Annotated in this window: 17 protein-coding genes and 1 rRNA gene; 3 read left to right on the top strand and 15 right to left on the bottom strand. The window is 43.8% G+C overall.

The genetic code is table 11. From position 1 onward, the window contains the following. Positions 1–221, bottom strand: a 16S ribosomal RNA gene (locus AC1WMD_RS14165); the annotation flags it as partial. A gap of 574 nt (positions 222–795) precedes the next feature. Between AC1WMD_RS14165 and yoyC the strand changes: the two genes are divergently transcribed. Both yoyC and AC1WMD_RS14155 read left to right on the top strand, forming a co-directional pair. Further along, on the top strand, positions 796–1,077 hold the full coding sequence (gene yoyC, locus AC1WMD_RS14160; protein ID WP_043905202.1) for a protein YoyC: 282 nt from the start codon (positions 796–798) through the stop codon (positions 1,075–1,077). An 80-nt stretch (positions 1,078–1,157) separates the two neighbouring features. Further along, positions 1,158–1,601: an Hsp20/alpha crystallin family protein gene (locus AC1WMD_RS14155; RefSeq protein ID WP_494257680.1), complete on the top strand. Its 444-nt coding sequence runs from the start codon at positions 1,158–1,160 to the stop codon at positions 1,599–1,601. Positions 1,602–1,618: 17 nt separating this feature from the next. Here the strand turns inward: AC1WMD_RS14155 and AC1WMD_RS14150 are convergent, their stop codons facing one another. The 7 genes from AC1WMD_RS14150 to AC1WMD_RS14120 are packed head-to-tail and all read right to left on the bottom strand — an operon-like array spanning position 1,619 to position 9,238. Next, positions 1,619–2,644: a LacI family DNA-binding transcriptional regulator gene (locus tag AC1WMD_RS14150; RefSeq protein WP_494257679.1), complete on the bottom strand. Its 1,026-nt coding sequence runs from the start codon at positions 2,642–2,644 to the stop codon at positions 1,619–1,621. 22 nt (positions 2,645–2,666) lie between these two features. After that, positions 2,667–4,616, bottom strand: coding sequence for a beta-galactosidase (locus AC1WMD_RS14145; RefSeq protein ID WP_494257677.1), 1,950 nt, complete (start codon positions 4,614–4,616; stop codon positions 2,667–2,669). Between the two features lie 2 nt (positions 4,617–4,618). Continuing rightward, complete coding sequence (locus tag AC1WMD_RS14140; RefSeq protein WP_494257676.1) at positions 4,619–4,942, bottom strand: aldose epimerase family protein; 324 nt, start codon at positions 4,940–4,942, stop codon at positions 4,619–4,621. A gap of 51 nt (positions 4,943–4,993) precedes the next feature. Next, positions 4,994–5,554: a hypothetical protein gene (locus AC1WMD_RS14135; protein WP_494257675.1), complete on the bottom strand. Its 561-nt coding sequence runs from the start codon at positions 5,552–5,554 to the stop codon at positions 4,994–4,996. After that, the gene (gene galT, locus AC1WMD_RS14130; RefSeq protein ID WP_494257674.1) at positions 5,551–7,068 is read right to left on the bottom strand and encodes a UDP-glucose--hexose-1-phosphate uridylyltransferase; all 1,518 of its coding nucleotides are present in this window, start codon (positions 7,066–7,068) and stop codon (positions 5,551–5,553) included. Before galT ends, AC1WMD_RS14135 begins: the two co-directional genes overlap by 4 nt. Before the next feature lie 2 nt (positions 7,069–7,070). Further along, positions 7,071–8,057 (bottom strand): UDP-glucose 4-epimerase GalE, encoded by a 987-nt coding sequence (galE, locus tag AC1WMD_RS14125; protein WP_494257673.1) that lies wholly within the window; start codon positions 8,055–8,057, stop codon positions 7,071–7,073. Continuing rightward, entirely contained in the window at positions 8,054–9,238 is a 1,185-nt protein-coding gene (locus tag AC1WMD_RS14120; RefSeq protein WP_494257671.1) for a galactokinase, read from the bottom strand. Before AC1WMD_RS14120 ends, galE begins: the two co-directional genes overlap by 4 nt. A gap of 275 nt (positions 9,239–9,513) precedes the next feature. On the opposite strand from AC1WMD_RS14120, the gene AC1WMD_RS14115 reads away from it, so the two are divergent. Beyond that, positions 9,514–10,296: an EcsC family protein gene (locus AC1WMD_RS14115; RefSeq protein WP_494257669.1), complete on the top strand. Its 783-nt coding sequence runs from the start codon at positions 9,514–9,516 to the stop codon at positions 10,294–10,296. A gap of 30 nt (positions 10,297–10,326) precedes the next feature. On the opposite strand, the gene AC1WMD_RS14110 is transcribed toward AC1WMD_RS14115, so the two are convergent. The 7 genes from AC1WMD_RS14110 to AC1WMD_RS14080 form a co-directional block, all read right to left on the bottom strand. After that, positions 10,327–12,516: an alpha-galactosidase gene (locus tag AC1WMD_RS14110; protein ID WP_494257668.1), complete on the bottom strand. Its 2,190-nt coding sequence runs from the start codon at positions 12,514–12,516 to the stop codon at positions 10,327–10,329. Between the two features lie 40 nt (positions 12,517–12,556). Then, complete coding sequence (locus tag AC1WMD_RS14105; protein WP_494257666.1) at positions 12,557–13,372, bottom strand: carbohydrate ABC transporter permease; 816 nt, start codon at positions 13,370–13,372, stop codon at positions 12,557–12,559. Continuing rightward, a complete protein-coding gene (locus tag AC1WMD_RS14100) occupies positions 13,369–14,208 on the bottom strand; it encodes a carbohydrate ABC transporter permease (protein ID WP_494257690.1) in 840 nt (279 codons plus the stop codon). The genes AC1WMD_RS14105 and AC1WMD_RS14100 overlap by 4 nt, the downstream gene beginning before the upstream one ends. A gap of 186 nt (positions 14,209–14,394) precedes the next feature. Continuing rightward, complete coding sequence (locus AC1WMD_RS14095; RefSeq protein WP_494257665.1) at positions 14,395–15,663, bottom strand: ABC transporter substrate-binding protein; 1,269 nt, start codon at positions 15,661–15,663, stop codon at positions 14,395–14,397. A gap of 547 nt (positions 15,664–16,210) precedes the next feature. Continuing rightward, positions 16,211–17,881: a glycerol-3-phosphate dehydrogenase/oxidase gene (locus AC1WMD_RS14090; RefSeq protein WP_494257663.1), complete on the bottom strand. Its 1,671-nt coding sequence runs from the start codon at positions 17,879–17,881 to the stop codon at positions 16,211–16,213. 209 nt (positions 17,882–18,090) lie between these two features. After that, positions 18,091–18,651 carry a glycerol-3-phosphate responsive antiterminator gene (locus AC1WMD_RS14085; protein ID WP_043905215.1) on the bottom strand — a complete coding sequence of 187 codons (561 nt, stop codon included), beginning with the start codon at positions 18,649–18,651 and terminating at the stop codon, positions 18,091–18,093. Positions 18,652–18,666: 15 nt separating this feature from the next. Next, complete coding sequence (locus tag AC1WMD_RS14080; protein ID WP_186003860.1) at positions 18,667–18,822, bottom strand: hypothetical protein; 156 nt, start codon at positions 18,820–18,822, stop codon at positions 18,667–18,669. Position 18,823 lies beyond the last annotated feature (1 nt).

Raw genomic sequence — 18,823 nt, 5'->3', positions numbered from 1 at the left:
CAAAGCCGCCTTTCAACCAAAGACCATGCGGTCTTCGGTGTTATCCGGTATTAGCTCCGGTTTCCCGGAGTTATCCCGGTCTTACGGGTAGGTTGCCCACGTGTTACTCACCCGTCCGCCGCTAACCAAACAAGAGCAAGCTCCTGTTCGGTCCGCTCGACTTGCATGTATTAGGCACGCCGCCAGCGTTCGTCCTGAGCCAGGATCAAACTCTCCATAGAAAGTTGATTGGCTTATTCCCAAGCTTCAGCACCGACACCACATGGTGTCTTGTCGCCTTCGCTTTTCTTTTTGTCTAGCTCCGGCTCGCAACGCCTTGCGGAAAATAACCTTCCTCCGTCGACATGCAAGCATGTCTCGTCGGAAGAACATTTTCCTTCCGGCGTTAGGCGCTTGCCTTCGCTTTTCGTTGTGGACGCTTCGTTTTGTTCAGTTTTCAAGGAACATGAACATAAAATTTTTTCGTCTGACAATCATATTATAACTAAATATTAAAGATTGTCAATAATCATTCATTTACTTTCCATCAACATCACAACAATATCGTTGCGACATTTATTATTATACTTAAATTTTATTATTCGTCAATAATTTTTTAAATCATCTGAGCTAATACAACTTTGTCCTTTTGAACGACGTATTTCATTTTATTAGCACATTTATGCTTTGTCAATATATTTTTATTTTACGCGCCATTTTCTACACTTAATATTAACGAGCGTATTTATATTATAATAATCGTCGAAACATCTTCGCAATCATCACGTTGGACATGAAGAAAGGAGCACATATGCTATGGAACATTCATTTTCTTCGTTGCTCGAAACATACCGCCGCTTATGGATGAACCGCTCTTTGACGACGGAAACATTGAATGAACAGGAAAGCAAAACACTTCTTTATGAAACGATAGCCAAAGAACTGCGCGATGAAATGACCCATCCGCGCACACGTCAGTCCACGGAAGTAAAATTTTTTTATGCCGTCAAAAGAATTATGAACTCCGATTTGTCCGATCATGAAAAATTATCTTTAGTTCATATTTATATCGACGTGATGGATCAACTAAAGCAATAACCCTTTTTGCATAAAACAGCGGCGCCCCAAGCACACTATTTGATGGCAAATCATCTCACCATCAAAGGAGGGCACTGCTAATGGCTTTGATTCCTTATGATCCATTTCGTCATTTAGAAACGATGCGCAGAGACCTTAGCCGATTTTTTTCAACCGATTTCCCTTCCCTTTTCACCTATATGGACGACCATATCGGGATGCCGCGCATGGATATGCATGAAACGGAAAACGAATATGTTGTATCATGCGATCTCCCTGGCCTTGAGAAAAAAGAAGACGTACACATCGATGTACACAACAATATTTTAACGATTAGCGGCACCATTCAGCGAGATCAAAACATTAAAGAAGAACAAATGCATCGCCGCGAACGCTTTTTCGGTCGTTTTCAACGTTCCATTACACTGCCATCGGATGCGGCGACTGACAATATTAGAGCCACCTATAAAAACGGCGTGCTCGACATCCATATCCCAAAAACAACGTCAAGTCCCAAAAAACGCGTCGATATCGAATTTCACTGATGCAAAAAGGGAGCTGGTCACTTCTCGCCGCTCCCTTTCAAACGGGTTTGACTGCTTTCTCGCACAATTAGCTCAGTCGGTACCACTACTTTTTTACAAATGGTCCGCTTCGTAACCAACCGTTCCACTAACAACTCTACCGCCGTCTCTCCCATGAATTCTGTATATACTTTTACTGTTGTTAATGGCGGGTGGATAAATGCCGCCGTCGGAATATCATTGAACCCAACAATGGATATATCACGGGGGACGGAAATGTGTGCTTCATGGAGCGCGCGCAGCGCCCCAATCGCCATCGAATCGCTGGCGATGAAAAACGCGGTTGGAAGGTCATTGTTCGAAATGGCTTGTTTCATTAATCGATAGCCGTCTTCGGCGGTAAAACTTCCCGTCCATACATATCTCGAATCATACAATCCTTTTAAATATAAATATTCGTAAAATGTCGCTTCACGTTCATCGTGAATCGGCGTTTCGCCGTCTACATATTCCCGTCCGCCAATATAACCGATTTTTTGATGGCCTAGTTCAAGCAGATGGTCTAACACCGTAATCGTCGATTTGCGTAAGTCGATGACGACAGAGTCAAATTTCCGCTCATCGGGCGAGCAGTCGACAAAGACGATATGTTCGGTGCTGGAGGCAAACGCATTGACATCTTTCGGTCCAAATTTTCCGACGGCGATAATGCCGTCTAAATGTTCCATTCGTTCCGTTGGGTAGGAGCCGTTTTGCTTAAATAGCTTTACTAATTCAATTCCGCGTGCAAAACATTCTTTTTCGACTCCTAGGCGAATCGCCATGTAATACGGATCATCCATTTCTTGCCGTTCGGAATACCAATGAACGAGCCCGAAACGAAACGATTCCTTCGGCTGCTGATTGCGTTCCCGTAGCGTTTTATAGTTTAGCTGCTGGGCTACTTCGAAAATGCGTTTTCTCGTTTCGTCCGATACCGACAAGGTGGTGTCATAATTAAGCACGCGCGACACCGTCGCCACCGATACCCCGACTTTTTCCGCGATTTCTTTTAACGTCGCCATTGGTTAAAATAGATCCCTTCCTCTATTTTTGTTTTATAATTTTACTCTCATATGGCTGTAAACGAATTCCCTCAAATTCTTTTTCCTCCGAAGTGTGATTCATGATAAACAAATATGTCTCATTCTTATATGTCCTTTTGTATACTTCTACCCCTTCTTCGCTTTGTATATGCCAAATACCATAAGATGATACAACATCTTTAGCAATCTCTTGTAACACATCTTGCGCGATCCCGCCACCAATGTAGTAAACCGTACCATTCCCGTATTGATTTTTTGTGACGGCTGCTTGCGGATAAAATTTATCATCATAACGATAAAGGACTTCTGCTGTAACCGGTGTCAACAAATCACGCCAAACAGAACATTTCGATATTTTTCCTGCAAATTTTCCTTCACCAATGATTTTGACACTTTGTGTTGATGAAAGAGATTCGACTTCATGAATTTCAATTCCTGTTATTTCCTTCACATACCCAGGCAGTACTTTTTTAAAATGAATGTTATTATTCTTATCTTTTAAACCTGTACGAAATGAGAAAATAATCGTTCCCCCGTTTTTTACAAATTCTTCAAATCGTTTACCTAGTTCTTCATCTATAATCTGTAATACCGGCACAAGCAACACTTTATAGTTAGAAAAATCTCTCGTTACCGGAATCACATCAATATGTGTATTTAATTGATAAAACGGCGTATATAAACGAAGCAGTTCGTTTGTAAAATCAAACCCTTCGCTTTGCCGTTGAAAGCGCCATGACCAAATATTGTCGTAATCATATAATACGGCAATATCAGCTTTGATGTCAGACTGCACAACATGCTCGTATTGTACAATATCAGCAAAAAAAGATTGAACTTCTTGGTACTTTCGTCCTCGCCGATTGCTATGATCAACAATGCCGTAGCAAAATTGCTCTGCTCCTTTGTTCATTCCGCGCCAGCGAAAATAGAGCATATTCGTACATCCATGTGCAAATGCTTGATATGACCACATTTTTGCCTGGTTCGGACGAGGTAAATAGCCAATGACATCATGCCCTTGCGCCCCCATTAACTCTTCAACAATCCAATAGCTTTTTCCTAACAATCCACGGTTAAAATCGTGAGTCATGGCAATAGCCGCAGGCGGAATCGGTTCCATTAGCCCACCCCATACCGGGTAATTGTCATACGATACAAAATCCATGTATTTCACGTTTTCTTCATGGTCAAACCATTTATTAAAAAAACCACCGGATACGTTCGTGGTGATAAGCTGGTGCTTTCCTTTATACTGGCGAACGATTTGCGTCATTTCATGGGCATAACGATTGACAGAATAAGAGCGAAACCGTGCCCAATCCAATTGTAGTGATGGATTATGTGTTGTAATTGTCTTTTTCGGAATTGGAATTTCCGAAAAATCGTTGTACGTTTGTCCCCAAAAAATCGTGCCATACGCTTCATTTAATGCGTCGATTGTCTTATATTTGTCTTTCAAAAACTGTTGGAACTTTTTATGACATTGTTCGCAATAGCACATGTCACTTCCTTCATGACCAAATTCGTTATCAATTTGCCAAGCAACAATCGCTTGTTCCTCTCGATAATGCTCTACTAATTTTCTTGTAATGCGTGCGCTGTATTCACGGTATACATCAGAATTAAAACAGTATTGACGACGTCCGCCGAATACTCGTACATTTCCGTTTTCATCTTTTGATAAAATATCTGGATGCTTTTTTGCAAGCCATGCCGGAAATGTTGCTGTTGGTGTTCCAAACATGATGAAAAGCCCGTGTTCTTTAAGCTTGGCGATAACGTGATCAAAGAAGGAAAAATCAAATTCTCCTTCTCTTGGCTCCATTAAGTGCCAAGCAAACTCGCCAATTCGTACAATGTTTGCTCCGAGCTCTTTAATTCCTTGGATATCTTCTTCCAACATTTCTTTTGGCCAATGTTCTGGATAATAATCCACACCTAAGTACATCGTTATTCTCCCCCTATTTCTATTTGGAACCACCATGTAAATACGCCTTTTGGCTCCGCAAATGAAACTTTCCGAATGGCATGAGCGACAGACAAATTATCATACACCCCGGTGCATGGTTCGAGCGCCAAATTATAGTCGCCGCGATAGCCGCCTTGCGTTTTCCAGACTCCTAAATACGGAATTTTTTCCGCTGGATAATAATACATGAGTTTGCGTCCGGTATTTTCTTGAACGATGCCGCACCACCCTTCCGAAACGCGCTCGGTAAAATAAAATTTCTCACAATTGTTCGCGGACGGCGGTTCCATTTTGGATAAATCCAACAGCTTCCCCGTTTTTTTCGACATGGTAATGGGGTACGGATGGATTGTTCCTCATTCGCCAAGATGTTCCGTCTGATGCTCGACGGTCATCACACTATTTAAACCGTCGGGAACAACGATTTTCGTATATTCGTCACATCGCAAAAGCACGTGTGGTGTCCAAATAAAGTAGAACCGTGTATCACCATCATTGGTGACCGCATAATCAAAACAGAGCCGATTCTCTTCTAGCCAAACCCGTTTTGTCATTGTATACGGAAAAACAGGGCTTTTGACCGTAAAAACAACTGTCTCTCCTTCCAAATGATATTGCCATGAAAGCGCCCATACTTCCCCATGGTCAGGGATCGGCTTTCCCGTTACAGGGTCAAAACAAGCATCGATGCTTGGAAATACTTCATCGAATCCACTGGAATCATAGTCACTAAAAGTAGCACCATAATTCGGTATGGTGAGCGTATCGCTTTTTGCTTGAAACAGCCATTCTTCATTCGTTTCTTTATCGATGAACGAAGCGAGTTTACTGCCGTATTCAGGTAAAAAGGTTGCCTTCAGGTAATGATTTTCCAAAACGATGCTTTTCAATCCTTTGAATATCCCTTCCCGAATCATGACAACTTCCCCTGCACTTTCCGCAAAAAGGTGTGAAATGCCTGTTTTCCTTTCTCATTGCGTTTAAACACGCCGGCATGTTCTAGCACGGTGATAAAGCGCTGTCCTACTTCGTGCTGCAAAATGCCCGATACATTTTCTTCTGTAATATTCGGATAAGCGGCACGGATTTGCTCGTACCAATCCCAATGTTTTAACATCGCTTCGTCCCACTCTTCTTTTTTCGTATTTCGGACAAGATATGTTGCCAATGCATCTAATTCGCCAGCAAGCCTTCCTGGAAGCACGGCGAGCCCCATCACTTCAATTAAACCGATATTTTCTTTTTTAATATGATGCAGTTCTTCATGAGGATGAAAAATGCCGTACGGATGTTCCAGAGATGTCCGGTTATTGCGCAACACGATATCCATTTCAAACAAATCGCCACGGCGTCTTGCGATAGGAGTGACCGTATTATGAGGAACATCGCCGCTATTGGCATAGATGTCGACGCTCGGGTCGCTGTACGTCCGCCACGTTTCGTAAATGTAATCCGCCGCTTCGAGCACTTCTTCTTTTTTGCCGCACAGGCGGATGACCGACATCGGCCAGCGCACAATTCCTGCCGTCAGTGACGGAAAAGCAGGAAAAGCAATATACTCTTCGATTTCCGCTTGTTCCATCGCAAATGTATAGTTTCCGCCTTGGAAATGATCGTGCGCTAAAATCGAGCCGCCGACAATCGGCAAATCGGCGTTCGAACCGATAAAATAGTGTGGAAATTTTTCAATAAAATCAAGTAAGCGGGCGAACGTTTTCCGTTCCATTTTCATCGGCACATGCTCGGCATGGAATACAATGCAATGCTCGTTGTAATATACATATGGGGAATATTGGAAATACCATATTTCGTCCAACAACGTAATCGGGACGACGCGGTGGTTGGAACGCGCCGGATGATGCCACGTTCCTTCGTATCCTTCATTTTCTTTGCATAATAAGCACTGCGGATATGACGACGCCGGTGCGTCTTTCAGCTTGGCGATTTCTTTTGGGTCCTTTTCCGGTTTCGATAAATTGATCGTAATATCGAGCTCCCCATACGCCGTTTTTACTTTCCATTGCTTATTTTTGGAGATCCGTGCTGTTTGAATGTAATTCGACGCTTTACTTAAGGAATAAAACCAGTCCGTTGCTTGTTTTGGATCTTGGTCATATTGGTTGTAAAATTCGCGGATCACTTCCGACGGACGCGGCATTAAACAATTCATCAGCTTGGCGTCCCATATATCCCGCTCTGTCGTTGTATTCGTTTCCAAAAGACCGCGTTCATACGCCCAATCTAAAATCGTCTCTAAGATCGGAGAAGGGGAGGCAAAGGACGTGTCCTTTACCTCCACTGGCTTCCACTCCGTCAGCCGCAGCGCCGCCAGCAGGCGATTGCGCGCGTAAACAATATCTTCGCTTGGAAGTAGGCCACTTTTTACCCCGTATTGGATCAGCTGTTCTACCGCCGTCAAAATGTCTGGCATCGTCACACACCCCGATATCCGTTCGGTTTCGCCTGATGCCATTCCCATGCAGAAGCGACAATATCGATAATGGATGTGTATTTGGGTTCCCAGCCGAGCTCGCGTTTCGCTTTTTCCGAAGAAGCGACAAGCTTCGCCGGATCGCCCGGGCGCCGCGCCATGACGCGCGCCGGGATCGGATGGCCGGTAACTTTCCGTGCCGCTTCGATCACTTCTTTAACGGTAAAGCCGTTGCCGTTTCCTAAATTGTACACGTTGCTTTCCGCACCGCTTCGCAGCTTTTCCACCGCCAGAATGTGGGCGTCAACAAGATCGAGCACGTGAATATAGTCGCGAATGCAGGTGCCGTCATGGGTATCGTAATCATCGCCAAAAATATGAATCGCTTCACGTTGGCCAAGCGGCACTTTTAAAATTAATGGAATAAGATGGGTTTCCGGGTCATGATCTTCACCAATCAACGTGCCATAAGCACCGGCGACGTTAAAATAACGCAGCGAAATATAGCGAATTCCGTAAGCGCGGTCGACCCATTTCATCATTTTTTCCATCGCCAGCTTCGTTTCCCCGTACGTATTCGTCGGCATTGTCGGGTCGGTTTCCACAATCGGAATTTGCTTCGGCTCCCCGTACACCGCCGCCGTCGAGGAAAACACGATTTGCTTGACGCCAAACTCGTTCATCACTTCTAGCAAGACTTGCGTGCCGTACACATTGTTATCGTAATATTTGAGCGGCTCCTGCATGCTTTCGCCGACAAGGGAATTGGCGGCGAAATGAACCACTGTATCGATCTCATGCTTGCGAAATACGTCGCGCAAAAACGCGCGGTCGCGAATATCCCCTTGATAGAAGACCGCTTCCGGATGAACAGCCTCGCGATGACCTGTTTGCAAATTATCGACAACGATAACTTTTTCTCCTTTTTCGATCAAGCGGTATACCGCATGGCTGCCGATGTAGCCCGCGCCGCCGCAGACAAGAATCATACGCTCATCTCCTTTGTTTCTGCTATTTCTCTCGCTCCGTCACCAATTTTCACGACATAAAAGCTAGCTTCATAGCCAATTTTTTTCACATATTCTTTTCCTACTTGTTCAATAAAAGAAGGAATGTACGCATCTTTCACGATGTTCACCGTACAGCCGCCAAAACCGGCCCCTGTCATGCGGGCTCCAATCGTTCCTTCATGCTTCCACGCCGCTTCGACAAGCGTATCTAGTTCCATTCCTGTTACTTCATAATCATCGCGCAGCGAAATGTGTGACTGCTTCATCAGTTCGCCAAAGCGGACCAAATCTCCCTTTTCCAACGCTGCCGCCGCCTCTACCGTCCGCTCGTTTTCCGTCACGGCATGGCGGGCGCGCTTTTGTTCAAGCGGAGAAAGGAGATGCTTGTATTGCTCCAACTGCTCGCTTGTCAAATCACCGAGTGAGGCAATATTTATATGTTTCTGCAATTTCACCAAAGCTGCCTCGCACGTCGCCCGCCGTTCGTTATACGCCGAATCGGCCAGACCGCGCTTTTTGTTTGTATTGGCGATGACAATCGAACAATTGTTCATCGAAACAGGCAAATAGCGGTACTCTAACGTTTGGCAGTTTAGTAGCATTGCATGGTTTCGTTTTCCCATTCCGACGGCAAACTGATCCATAATGCCGCAGTTGACGCCAACATACTCATTTTCTACTTTTTGACTCATTTTCACAAGCTCAAGCATATCGATATGCTGCGCGAATAGTTTATTGAGCATGACCGCTGTTGCCAGTTCGATGGAAGCGGACGACGATAATCCGGCGCCGTTTGGGATCGTTCCGTAATACAAAATATCGAGCCCCGTCTCGATCGGACAAAACGACTGAAACGCGGCAATAATTCCTTTTGGATAGTTCGCCCATCCATGTTGGTCTTGGTAGGATAAATCATCATAAGATACCGTAATGATCCCGGTTTCTGGAAAATTTTTTGAGTAAAAGCGAATAAACGGATTGGCTGTTTTGCGTACGAGTGCATACGTGCCGATTTCCAAGGCGCATGGCAGCACATGACCGCCGTTATAGTCGGTATGCTCGCCGATTAAGTTAACGCGGCCGGGGGAGAAAAATATCCGAATCTCCTCATTCCTCCCACCAAATAGCCCAATAAACTCTTCTTTTAATTTCGCAATCATCGTTACGCCTCCTAAAATAACATCTCTTTATAGTAAATATTTTAGTAAAAACTTTACTATAGATCAATGAAAATTAAAATTATTCTTTCCTTCATTAATTGCGCGAATAATATCAAGATTAATTTTTGGCTGGCGGTCATAGGTTAGTAAACCGTTAATTTCCTGCCCTATTTTATTGAGTTATTTACCGAAACAAACTTGCTGTAAAAAACGTATAATTAGCCATAATGAATGTATCCTATAAATTAGAAAAAAATATGGAGGCCCTCGAAGAGATGGATATTAGACAGCAACTACTGGAAGAGTTGAAAAAGATTGAACATTGGGAACAAGACCAAAAAGACTTATGGTTTTGGGAAAAGCTTGGACGGCTGCCGTTTAAATTGCTCGATAAGCTTACGCCAAGCATTGTACATAAAAAACTTGGACAGCTGTTAGATGAGCTTGGCAGCTATATACAAAGCGGCGGGCAATATTTGGTGAAAGAAGAAAAAATATTGGAAAAGCTGCATGTCTCGACATTAGAACAAGCGGCCCAGTTGCCGCTTGCGACCATGGACCGCGTTTGTGATGAGTTGATTGACGCGCGCGTGACGTTTGCCCAAATTCAAGGAGCAACGACAGGCGTTGGTGGAGCATTAACGCTGGCAGTCGATATTCCTGCCCTTCTCGGCCTCGCGTTAAAAACGCTGCAGGAAATCGCCATCGTCTATGGCTACAATCCGAAGGAGAAGAAAGAGCGAATTTTTATTGTGAAATGTTTGCAATTCGTCTCCTCCGATATTGTCGGCAAAAAGGCGATTCTCGATCAGCTTACTTCTTTTTCCGACCATCACCAGCAAGTCTTTTCCCAGCTTCAAGGCTGGCGTGAAGTCATGATGACGTTTCGCGATCAATATGGCTGGAAAAAGCTGTTTCAATTCGTTCCGATCGTTGGCATTGTTTTTGGCTCAATGTTTAACAAAGCGTTTATCGAAGACATTGCCGAAACAGGAAAAATGCTCTATCGGAAGCGGCGGATTTTAGAAAAACTCTCACAACTAGAAGCCGGTGCCTAGCCGCATGCTAGACACCGGTCTTTTTGTTCATTAACGAGCTGCTTTTAACCGCCACATGACGCTAATGAAGTCGCCGCGGCGATGTGGCACATTCAGTCCTGCATACATCAGTTCATCGCCGCCATACACTTCGCCGCTGCCAATAATTTCGTAATCTTTATTTGGATCCAGTCCTTTTAACCGTATGAACGACAGCGGCGCATTCGCTTCTGCTAGCACGCGGAAATAGGCAACCAATGCTTCCGATTGGTCCTCGGATACGAACATCCACGCCGCCTCATTGCCTTCAAACGGGCTGAGTATCCGGTAAAACGTTCCGAATTGGACAAGACGGCGGATTTCTTTGTAAAATGCCACTTGTTCTTTTACTTTTTGTTTTTCTTTCTCACTTAGTTTTGTTAAATCGAGCTCATAGCCAAAGTTTCCCGACATCGCCACATGACCGCGCATTTCCAACGATGTAATGCGATGAACTTGGTGGTTCGGCACCGCTGACACATGCGCGCCCATCGAGATGATTGGGTAAACAAGGCTGGTGCCGTATTGGATTTTTAAGCGGGAAACCGCGTCCGTATTATCACTCGTCCACGTTTGCGGCATATAGTACAGCATGCCTGGGTCAAACCGGCCTCCGCCGCCCGAGCAGCTCTCAAACAGAACGTGCGGAAAACGGGACGTTATTTCTTCCATGACGCGGTACAACCCTAACATGTAGCGGTGAGCCGTTTCGCGCTGCCGTTCTGGAGGCAGGGCGGCAGAGCCGATTTCCGTCATATGACGGTTCATATCCCATTTGACATACGAAATCGGTGCGCTCGCTAGCACATCGGAAATGACTTGAATGATATAATCGCACACTTCTTTGCGGGAATAGTCTAATACAAGCTGGTTTCTCCCTTCCGAACGCGGACGGTTCGGCACATGAAGGCACCAGTCCGGATGCTTCCGATACAGCTCGCTGTCGACGGAAACCATTTCCGGTTCCACCCATAGACCAAACTTCATGCCCATTTGGTTAATGTTTTTTGCCAGCCCTTCCAGTCCATTTGGCAGCTTCTGTTTATTGACGAACCAATCTCCTAATGAACTGTGATCGTCATCGCGTTTGCCAAACCAACCGTCATCAAGCACAAATAGCTCAATCCCTAATTCCGCTGCTGTTTTCGCAAGGCGCAAAATTTTTTCTTCATTAAAATGAAAATACGTCGCTTCCCAGTTATTAATAAGAATCGGGCGCTCCCGGTCGCGGAACGCCCCGCGCGCCAGGCGGGTGCGGTATAGCTGATGATAAGTTTGCGACATTCCATTTAATCCTTTGTCCGAATACACCATCACCACTTCCGGTGTCTGGAACGACTCGCCCGGTTCTAACAGCCACGTAAAGTCAAACGGATTTATCCCCATAGATACGCGCGTTGTCTGGAATTGGTCGACTTCGATCTGAGCGAGGAAATTGCCGCTGTAAACAAAGCTAAAGCCGTATACTTCCCCCGCATCTTCAGTTGTATTTTTTCTCACCAAGGCGATAAATGGGTTTTGCTGGTGGCTGCTGGCGCCGCGGCGGCTTTCTACCGACTGCATGCCGGTGACAAGCGGCCGCCTTTCCACTGCTCGCTCCCGCGCCCACGCTCCCGGGAGATGCAGCCATTCATAGTCAGCATGCGGGAAATCTACATTCATGCTTAACGCCCGCAACAGCTTGATCCGTTCCGCACCGTGATTTTCAAAGCGGACAGAACGCGTCATCACATTCCAACGCTCATATACCGTATAAAGCAGCGTGACGTTTAGTCCGATCACACGGTCTTCCAATACGATTTCTAACGTTTCCGCCTCGTTTTCGTTTTCCACATAAGTGGCCGGCAGCCCTTCTAGCTTCGGCTTTCCTTTATAAATGCGATGCGTTTTGTAGCGCAAATCCGAGATCGTCGACCCGTTTTCCAATTGCACTTGATACGCCGGTGCGCGAAAATCCGTATTGCCGTATGCCGGGTATTCTTGCGGCAGCGTATCTAATGAAAATGGGCGGTCGGATGGATCGGGATTAGGGGAGAACGGGCGGTCAAAAAATTGCAATCTTCTTGATCCATTTGCACTTCTAATCTTTTTTCCCCAATAAAGATGAGCTAAATATCCTGATCGAACGAGCTGCATCACATAGCTTGTGTCGTTTGCTTGTAGATGAAAGGTTTTGGTTACATGATTGTATATAATTCCCATATCCATTCTCCTTCTCTATTTTCTAAAATGGAATATAGTCTTATCCTTTTACAGCCCCAGATGACAGTCCACTAATAAAGTATTTTTGCAGGAATAAATATAAAATAATGATCGGCAATGAACTTAGTAGCGACCCTGCAGCAACCCACCCAACGTTGTTCACATATTGTGAAAAGAAAGAAGAAAGAGCTACGGTAAGCGTATGCGATTCAGAGCTTTGCAGGAAGAATACAGAAAATTGATAGTCATTCCATACATTGACACCCGTTAAAATCATTACCGTTACAGTAACTGGTTTTAATAAAGGCATAATGATACGGAAAAACAACGAAAATCTACTCATTCCATCAATCATTGCTGCCTCGTCTAATTCTCGTGGAATCGTATTGATGAACCCAGTAAATAGAAAAATCGTAATCGGCAAATTAAACGTCACATGCAGTAAAATAATCGCCCACGGTTGATTTAAGCCACCGATATCTACAATAAATTTATAAAGAGGAACGAGAATAGTAAGCGGCGGAACAATCATAGCCGAGATAAAAAACACGAACATAAATCTATTGAAGCGAGTTTTATACCTCGCCAGCGGATAGGAAGCACATGCCCCTAAAAACACTACTAAAAGAACCGAAATTGCCGTAATCAGAATGTTATTGACAAAAGCCTGTCCAAGGTTTGCTTCTTTCCACGCATTGATAAAATTATCAAGATATAATGTAGCTGGGGGAAGCCATTTTGAACTTGCATCGTCTACTGGTTTGAAGGAAACAGTTATCAGTAAATAAAAAGGAATAAGATGAATGATACTAATCACCATCGTTAAAAGGAGCAACGCTTTTTTGCGTTTTTTCATCCGGCGATCTCCTTTCTTCTTAAATAAATTAATGCTGTAATACTAATGACCGAAATCAGTACAAACATCAAATTGCCAAGCGCAGCAGCATAACCTGCGTCCATACTTGCAAAATAATATTTATACATCACTGTCGATAATGATTGGGATGCGTAGCCTGGACCGCCTTTTGTCAATGAAATAATCACATCAAAAAGCTTTAAACCTCCAATTAAATTCAACACAATATTGATAGTGATCGATGGCATCAACATTGGAAGTGTTACATGCTTAAACCGCTGCCATGATGAAGCACCGTCAATTTGTGCTGCCTCATAAAAATCCCTTGGGATCGTTTGTAATCCGGCCAAGTAAATAACCATTGCGATTCCTAAATATTGATACGTATTGACAAACATAATAATCCAAACATTCCATTGAGGATCCGCCAATATATTCAACGGCGTATTACGGAATAAAAGAATTATATCGTTCAACGCCCCTCCATCATACTGAAAGAAGAAATACCAAATATACCCCATGATAAGCGGGCTTATAATTACTGGTAAATAAATGATGGTGCGAGTAATTCCCCTTGTTTTCATTTCCCGATTGAGTAAAAGAGCATATGCTAACCCGATTATGTTTTGGAATAATGTACTCCCGATTCCGTAAATAAGCGTATTCTTAATAATCGTTCCGATATTGGGATCATGCAACATTCGTTTATAGTTATCCAAACCTATCCAATCATATGTTTGGGAAAAACCGTCCCAATTGGTAAAGGAAATTTGTAATCCCTTAAAGAAAGGATAAAAAATAAATACGATAAATAAAAGTAAAGCAGGAAGATACATTACGTTTAACCAAACTGTCGAGGATATCTTTTTCCTACGTAAACCTTTCTTAACAAATTGAATTTGTGTTCGCACTTCTGTATCCACTATTCTCCTTCCCTTCTTGCCATTTTCGGGAATCACTAGTACGGTTTGCTTTATTTGATAGGGTCTGAACATTTTCTTGATCAGACCCTACTTAAGCTATTATTTCTTTTGTTGCTCTCGTAGACGTTCAAATTGTTTTTTCATATTTTCGGAAAATTGCTTCGGTGTAATCGAACCAGCAATTAACTCTTGGCCATTGGTGCACATTACATCCCACATACCGTTCGGCAAATACACGCGGTCAAAATAAGGGAATACACGAATGTTAGTATATTTTTCATAATATTGCGTAAGTTCCCCTAAGTCGACGTTAACTCCTTTAATACCAGCAGGAAGGTTGGTCGCTTCCGCTATTTTCTTTAAATTTTCCGTCTTTGCAAAGAAATTAATGAATTTTTTCGCTTCTTCTAAATGCGGAGAATCCTTCCAAGCAGCTAACGTATGTCTTTCTCCCCCAGAGAATGTAGGTTCATCTCCCTCAGCAATCGCCGGAACTGGCATATAACCAACTTTCAAATTCGGATTAATTTCCTTTGCTTGTCCTACAAAGGCTGGTCCCATCATAAAAAAGGCAACTTTTCCTTCCGCAAATAGCTTTGGTAAATCGCTATATTTCGCCGTTAACATATCTTTATTGATGAGACCTTTATCGTACATTTCTTTGTATTTTTCCGGGAGATATGTCCACTTAGACCAGTCAAACATCCCATTTAATAAGTCTTGGCTGTAATTCTGTTCTGGACTAATGAGCAATGGAGTAGCAAAATAATCAAAAAATTGGCCTATCGTCCAAGCATCAACTCCAGAAAAATAAAATGGAGATACTTGTCCGTTGCTTTCTTTTTTAATTTTTTCGGCAGCGGCTAACAGCTCGTCGAACGTTTTCGGCACTTCGATACCGTACTTTTCTAAAACATCCGCATTGTACGTAATTCCATCTTTTGCTTCATTGAGTGGGAGTGCGTAAACTTTTCCGTTTTTATCTGTAAGCACCGGTTTCATTGAATCTGTTAAATTAGACGCCCAGCTTTCCTTACTTAAATCTGCCACGTATTTTCCATACCGAATTTGCGCCCAACCGTGTGTATCAAATACATCAGGCAAGTCGTTAGCGGCCATTTTTACTTTCAAAATATTTTCATATTCTTGTCCTGGAAAATTGACTTCGACATCAATATTTGGGTTTTCCTTTTCAAACTCTTTTGTAATCTCTTCAAACGCTTCTTTTCCTTTCTCATCGCTAATAGTACTAAAAACTGTCAGTTTTACTTTAGAGCTAGAATTTGTCCCCGATTCTTTGCTGTTACATCCAACCATAAGAGATATCGAAAACGCTATCACTAACATGGACATCATTGACTTTTTCATTTTCATTCTTCTCCCTCACTTTCTGTAACGTTGCAACTGTTTGGAAGCGTGATAAAATATATAATGGTTTTTTGTGCATTTGGTTAAGCATCATAGCTTAACCTTTTTTTATTTTGCTCCGCTTATTTTATCACCTCCTTAAAAACAGTTTGAAAGCGGTATCGCTTTTTATTTAAAAGGATCATGAGACTTGTTGGAATCACCACTTTCATCGGAATTTCTCTCTGTTTAAGCGGCTTTTAACTAAATTTTTAGTAAACTTTTTTGTTATGATAGTACCATAAACACTAAATAGATTCAATATAATATCTTAATATTTTGATTATTTCTATCATTTTGTGCGCCACTTCTATTTTACATTTTTAAACAAAATGCTCATAAACTTAGAAAAATTAATAAAATCATATAGAAATAGCGAAAAAAATTAATCCCTTGCCTGAAGTTCCCACTGAAGTAAAACTGTAATTATTGCGGGATGCTCCAAATACAAGGGATTTTTTAATCGAATCAACATAAATCAATGTTTTCTTTTCCTTCTTTTTAGTTCTTATTTGTTACTACTTCCACATGGAACGACAGCCTCCCTTAGCGCTTTTTCCAGTTCCTTTGAATAAGCCGCCGTTTGCTCTTTGGTCCATTGCAAATAGTTTGCCATAAACGCAATGACACGGTCTTTCTGACGGCGGACGGAAGCGATGTCAAACAAGAGCGCGCCGGTGCGGCGGATAAAGTAGTCAATCGGCTTTGCCGCCATTTCGTAATCGATAGCGTATAAAAGACGGACAAATTGCTCGCGGGAAAGGCCGCAGGAAGTATCGTATTGTTTGCTTAGTTCGAATAATTGATCGACGTTGGTGCCGTATATTTTTGCTAAACGTTCTCCCTCTTCTTTCGTGAACCCGTAGCGCACCGCTTCTTCGGCTTTTTTCGCGATAAAAGCCGGCAATTGCTGTGAGCCGCCGACATCCCCGCCGGAGATCGGCAAATGTTTCGTTTGGCATGGACGGAACGTTCTTCCTTCTTCTTCCGCCAATAGTTTTGCCACTAAGTCGACAACCGTTTCCGCCATTTTCCGGTATCCGGTTAGTTTTCCGCCGGCGATTGTAATTAATCCTGTCGGCGATTGCCAAATTTCATCTTTGCGGGAAATTTCCGACGGATCTTTTCCTTCTTCGTAGATGAGCGGCCGGACTCCCGCCCAGCTTGATTCCACATCAGTGGCAGTGATGTGGACGGACGGGAACATATAGTGAATCGCGCGCAGTAAATAGTCACGGTCTTCTTCTGTCATCGTCGGGTTGGCAATATCTTCATTGTAAAACGTATCGGTCGTGCCGACGTACGTTTTCCCGTCGCGCGGAATCGCGAATACCATGCGGCCGTCCGGTGTATCAAAATAAATCGCTTGCTTTAATGGAAACCGTTTTTGGTCGATGACGATATGAACGCCTTTTGTCAGCTGCAATCGTTTTCCCGTTTTTGAATGGTCTTTTTCACGCAGCGTGTCGACCCACGGCCCAGCGGCGTTGATCACTTTTTTCGCGCGGATTTCATACGTTTGGCCGCTAAGCTGATCGCGGCAGCGGGCGCCAATGATTTTGCCGCTTTCATTGTACAGAAATTGTTCCACTTTTGCATAGTTGACGGCATCGGCCCCCAATTCCACCGCTTTTTTGATCACTTCCATCGTCAAGCGGGCATCGTCGGTGCGGTATTCGACGTAATAGCCGCCGCCACGCAATCCTTCCCGTTTCAATAGCGGCTCTTTTTGCAGCGTCTCTTTGGCGCTTAACATCTTGCGCCGCTCGCTTCGTTTCACCCCGGCTAAATGATCGTACACCCAAAGACCGATCGACGTACTCCATTTGCCAAACGTTCCACCTTTATGAATCGGCAAAAGCATCCACTCCGGCGTCGTTACGTGCGGCCCGTTTTCATAGACGATCGCCCGCTCTCTGCCGACTTCGGCGACCATTTTCACTTCCAATTGCTTCAAATACCGAAGCCCTCCATGAACAAGCTTCGTCGAACGGCTCGACGTCCCCGCCGCAAAATCTTGCATTTCCACTAGTGCCGTTTTCATGCCGCGCGTGACGGCATCTAGCGCAATGCCGCATCCGGTAATTCCTCCACCTACCACTAAAACATCGTAATGCTGCTTGCACATTTCTTCTAAACGCTCGCGCCGCTGTTTGCTCGAAAAGGGTGTCGCTGTCATGAAAAACTCCTCCTTTTATAAAAAGACAAAAAGAGACCATCGCAAACACGATAAGCTTTCGCCTACCATGCATGCATGGTCTCTCCTTGTCTCCTGACTGATTATTAACTTACTTTTATTATAGCGAAAAGCGGCTTGTTTGGCTAGTGAAATGCGGAAAGTTTCTTAGGCAAGAACCATTTCCTGCTCGCACGGCTTGTCCTTCAACATTAACGATCTTCATAATGTTTCCACAACTCTTTATTGGAAGTAGTCACCGCAACCGCTCCCGCTGCAAGGGCGCGCTCGACTTCCTCTACAGTGCGGATCAATCCGCCGGCATAAATCGGTTTTCCCGTCCGTTCCTTTACTTCGTGGATCATATGGGGCATTGCTCCTGGGATTACTTCAATGCAGTCGGGTTGCGTTTTTTCAATCAGCTGGTAACTTTTTTCAAGCGCATGTGAATCAAGCAAAAAAATGCGCTGAATCGCCAGCACCTTTTTTTGCTTTGTCTTTATGATGACATTTCCCTTTGTGGAGATCAGCCCATACGGATGAAACTCCTGGCATAAATATTCGGCCGCATACTCGTCATGGCTTAGTCCGTGAATCAAATCAGTGTGAATAATCAATTGTTTGCCTTGCTGGCGCGCGTAATGGAACACGCTCTTCAATTGGGAAATATGCACTTCTAACAGCACCCCATACGTATAGCGGCTATTTAAAAACTTTTCAAAATCTTTCATCGTTTTCAGCGCCGGGATGATCTTCTGACAGTGAATATCCATTGTTTCTCTCCCTTTTTAAGCTCTGTTTTTTCCCGTCTCCTCTAAGCAAGATAATGACATCATAATCCGCGGCTTGCAAGTGGCGATTTTCACGCCGCGTTTGCGAAATTTTTCAACCACGTACTGAATATTTTTTTTCTGCATCGCCGTTCCTTCGTGAAGATGTTCCATC

The sequence above is a fragment of the Parageobacillus sp. NEAU-HV-2 genome (assembly GCF_059115485.1).
This window is presented reverse-complemented; position numbering and strand designations above follow the sequence as displayed.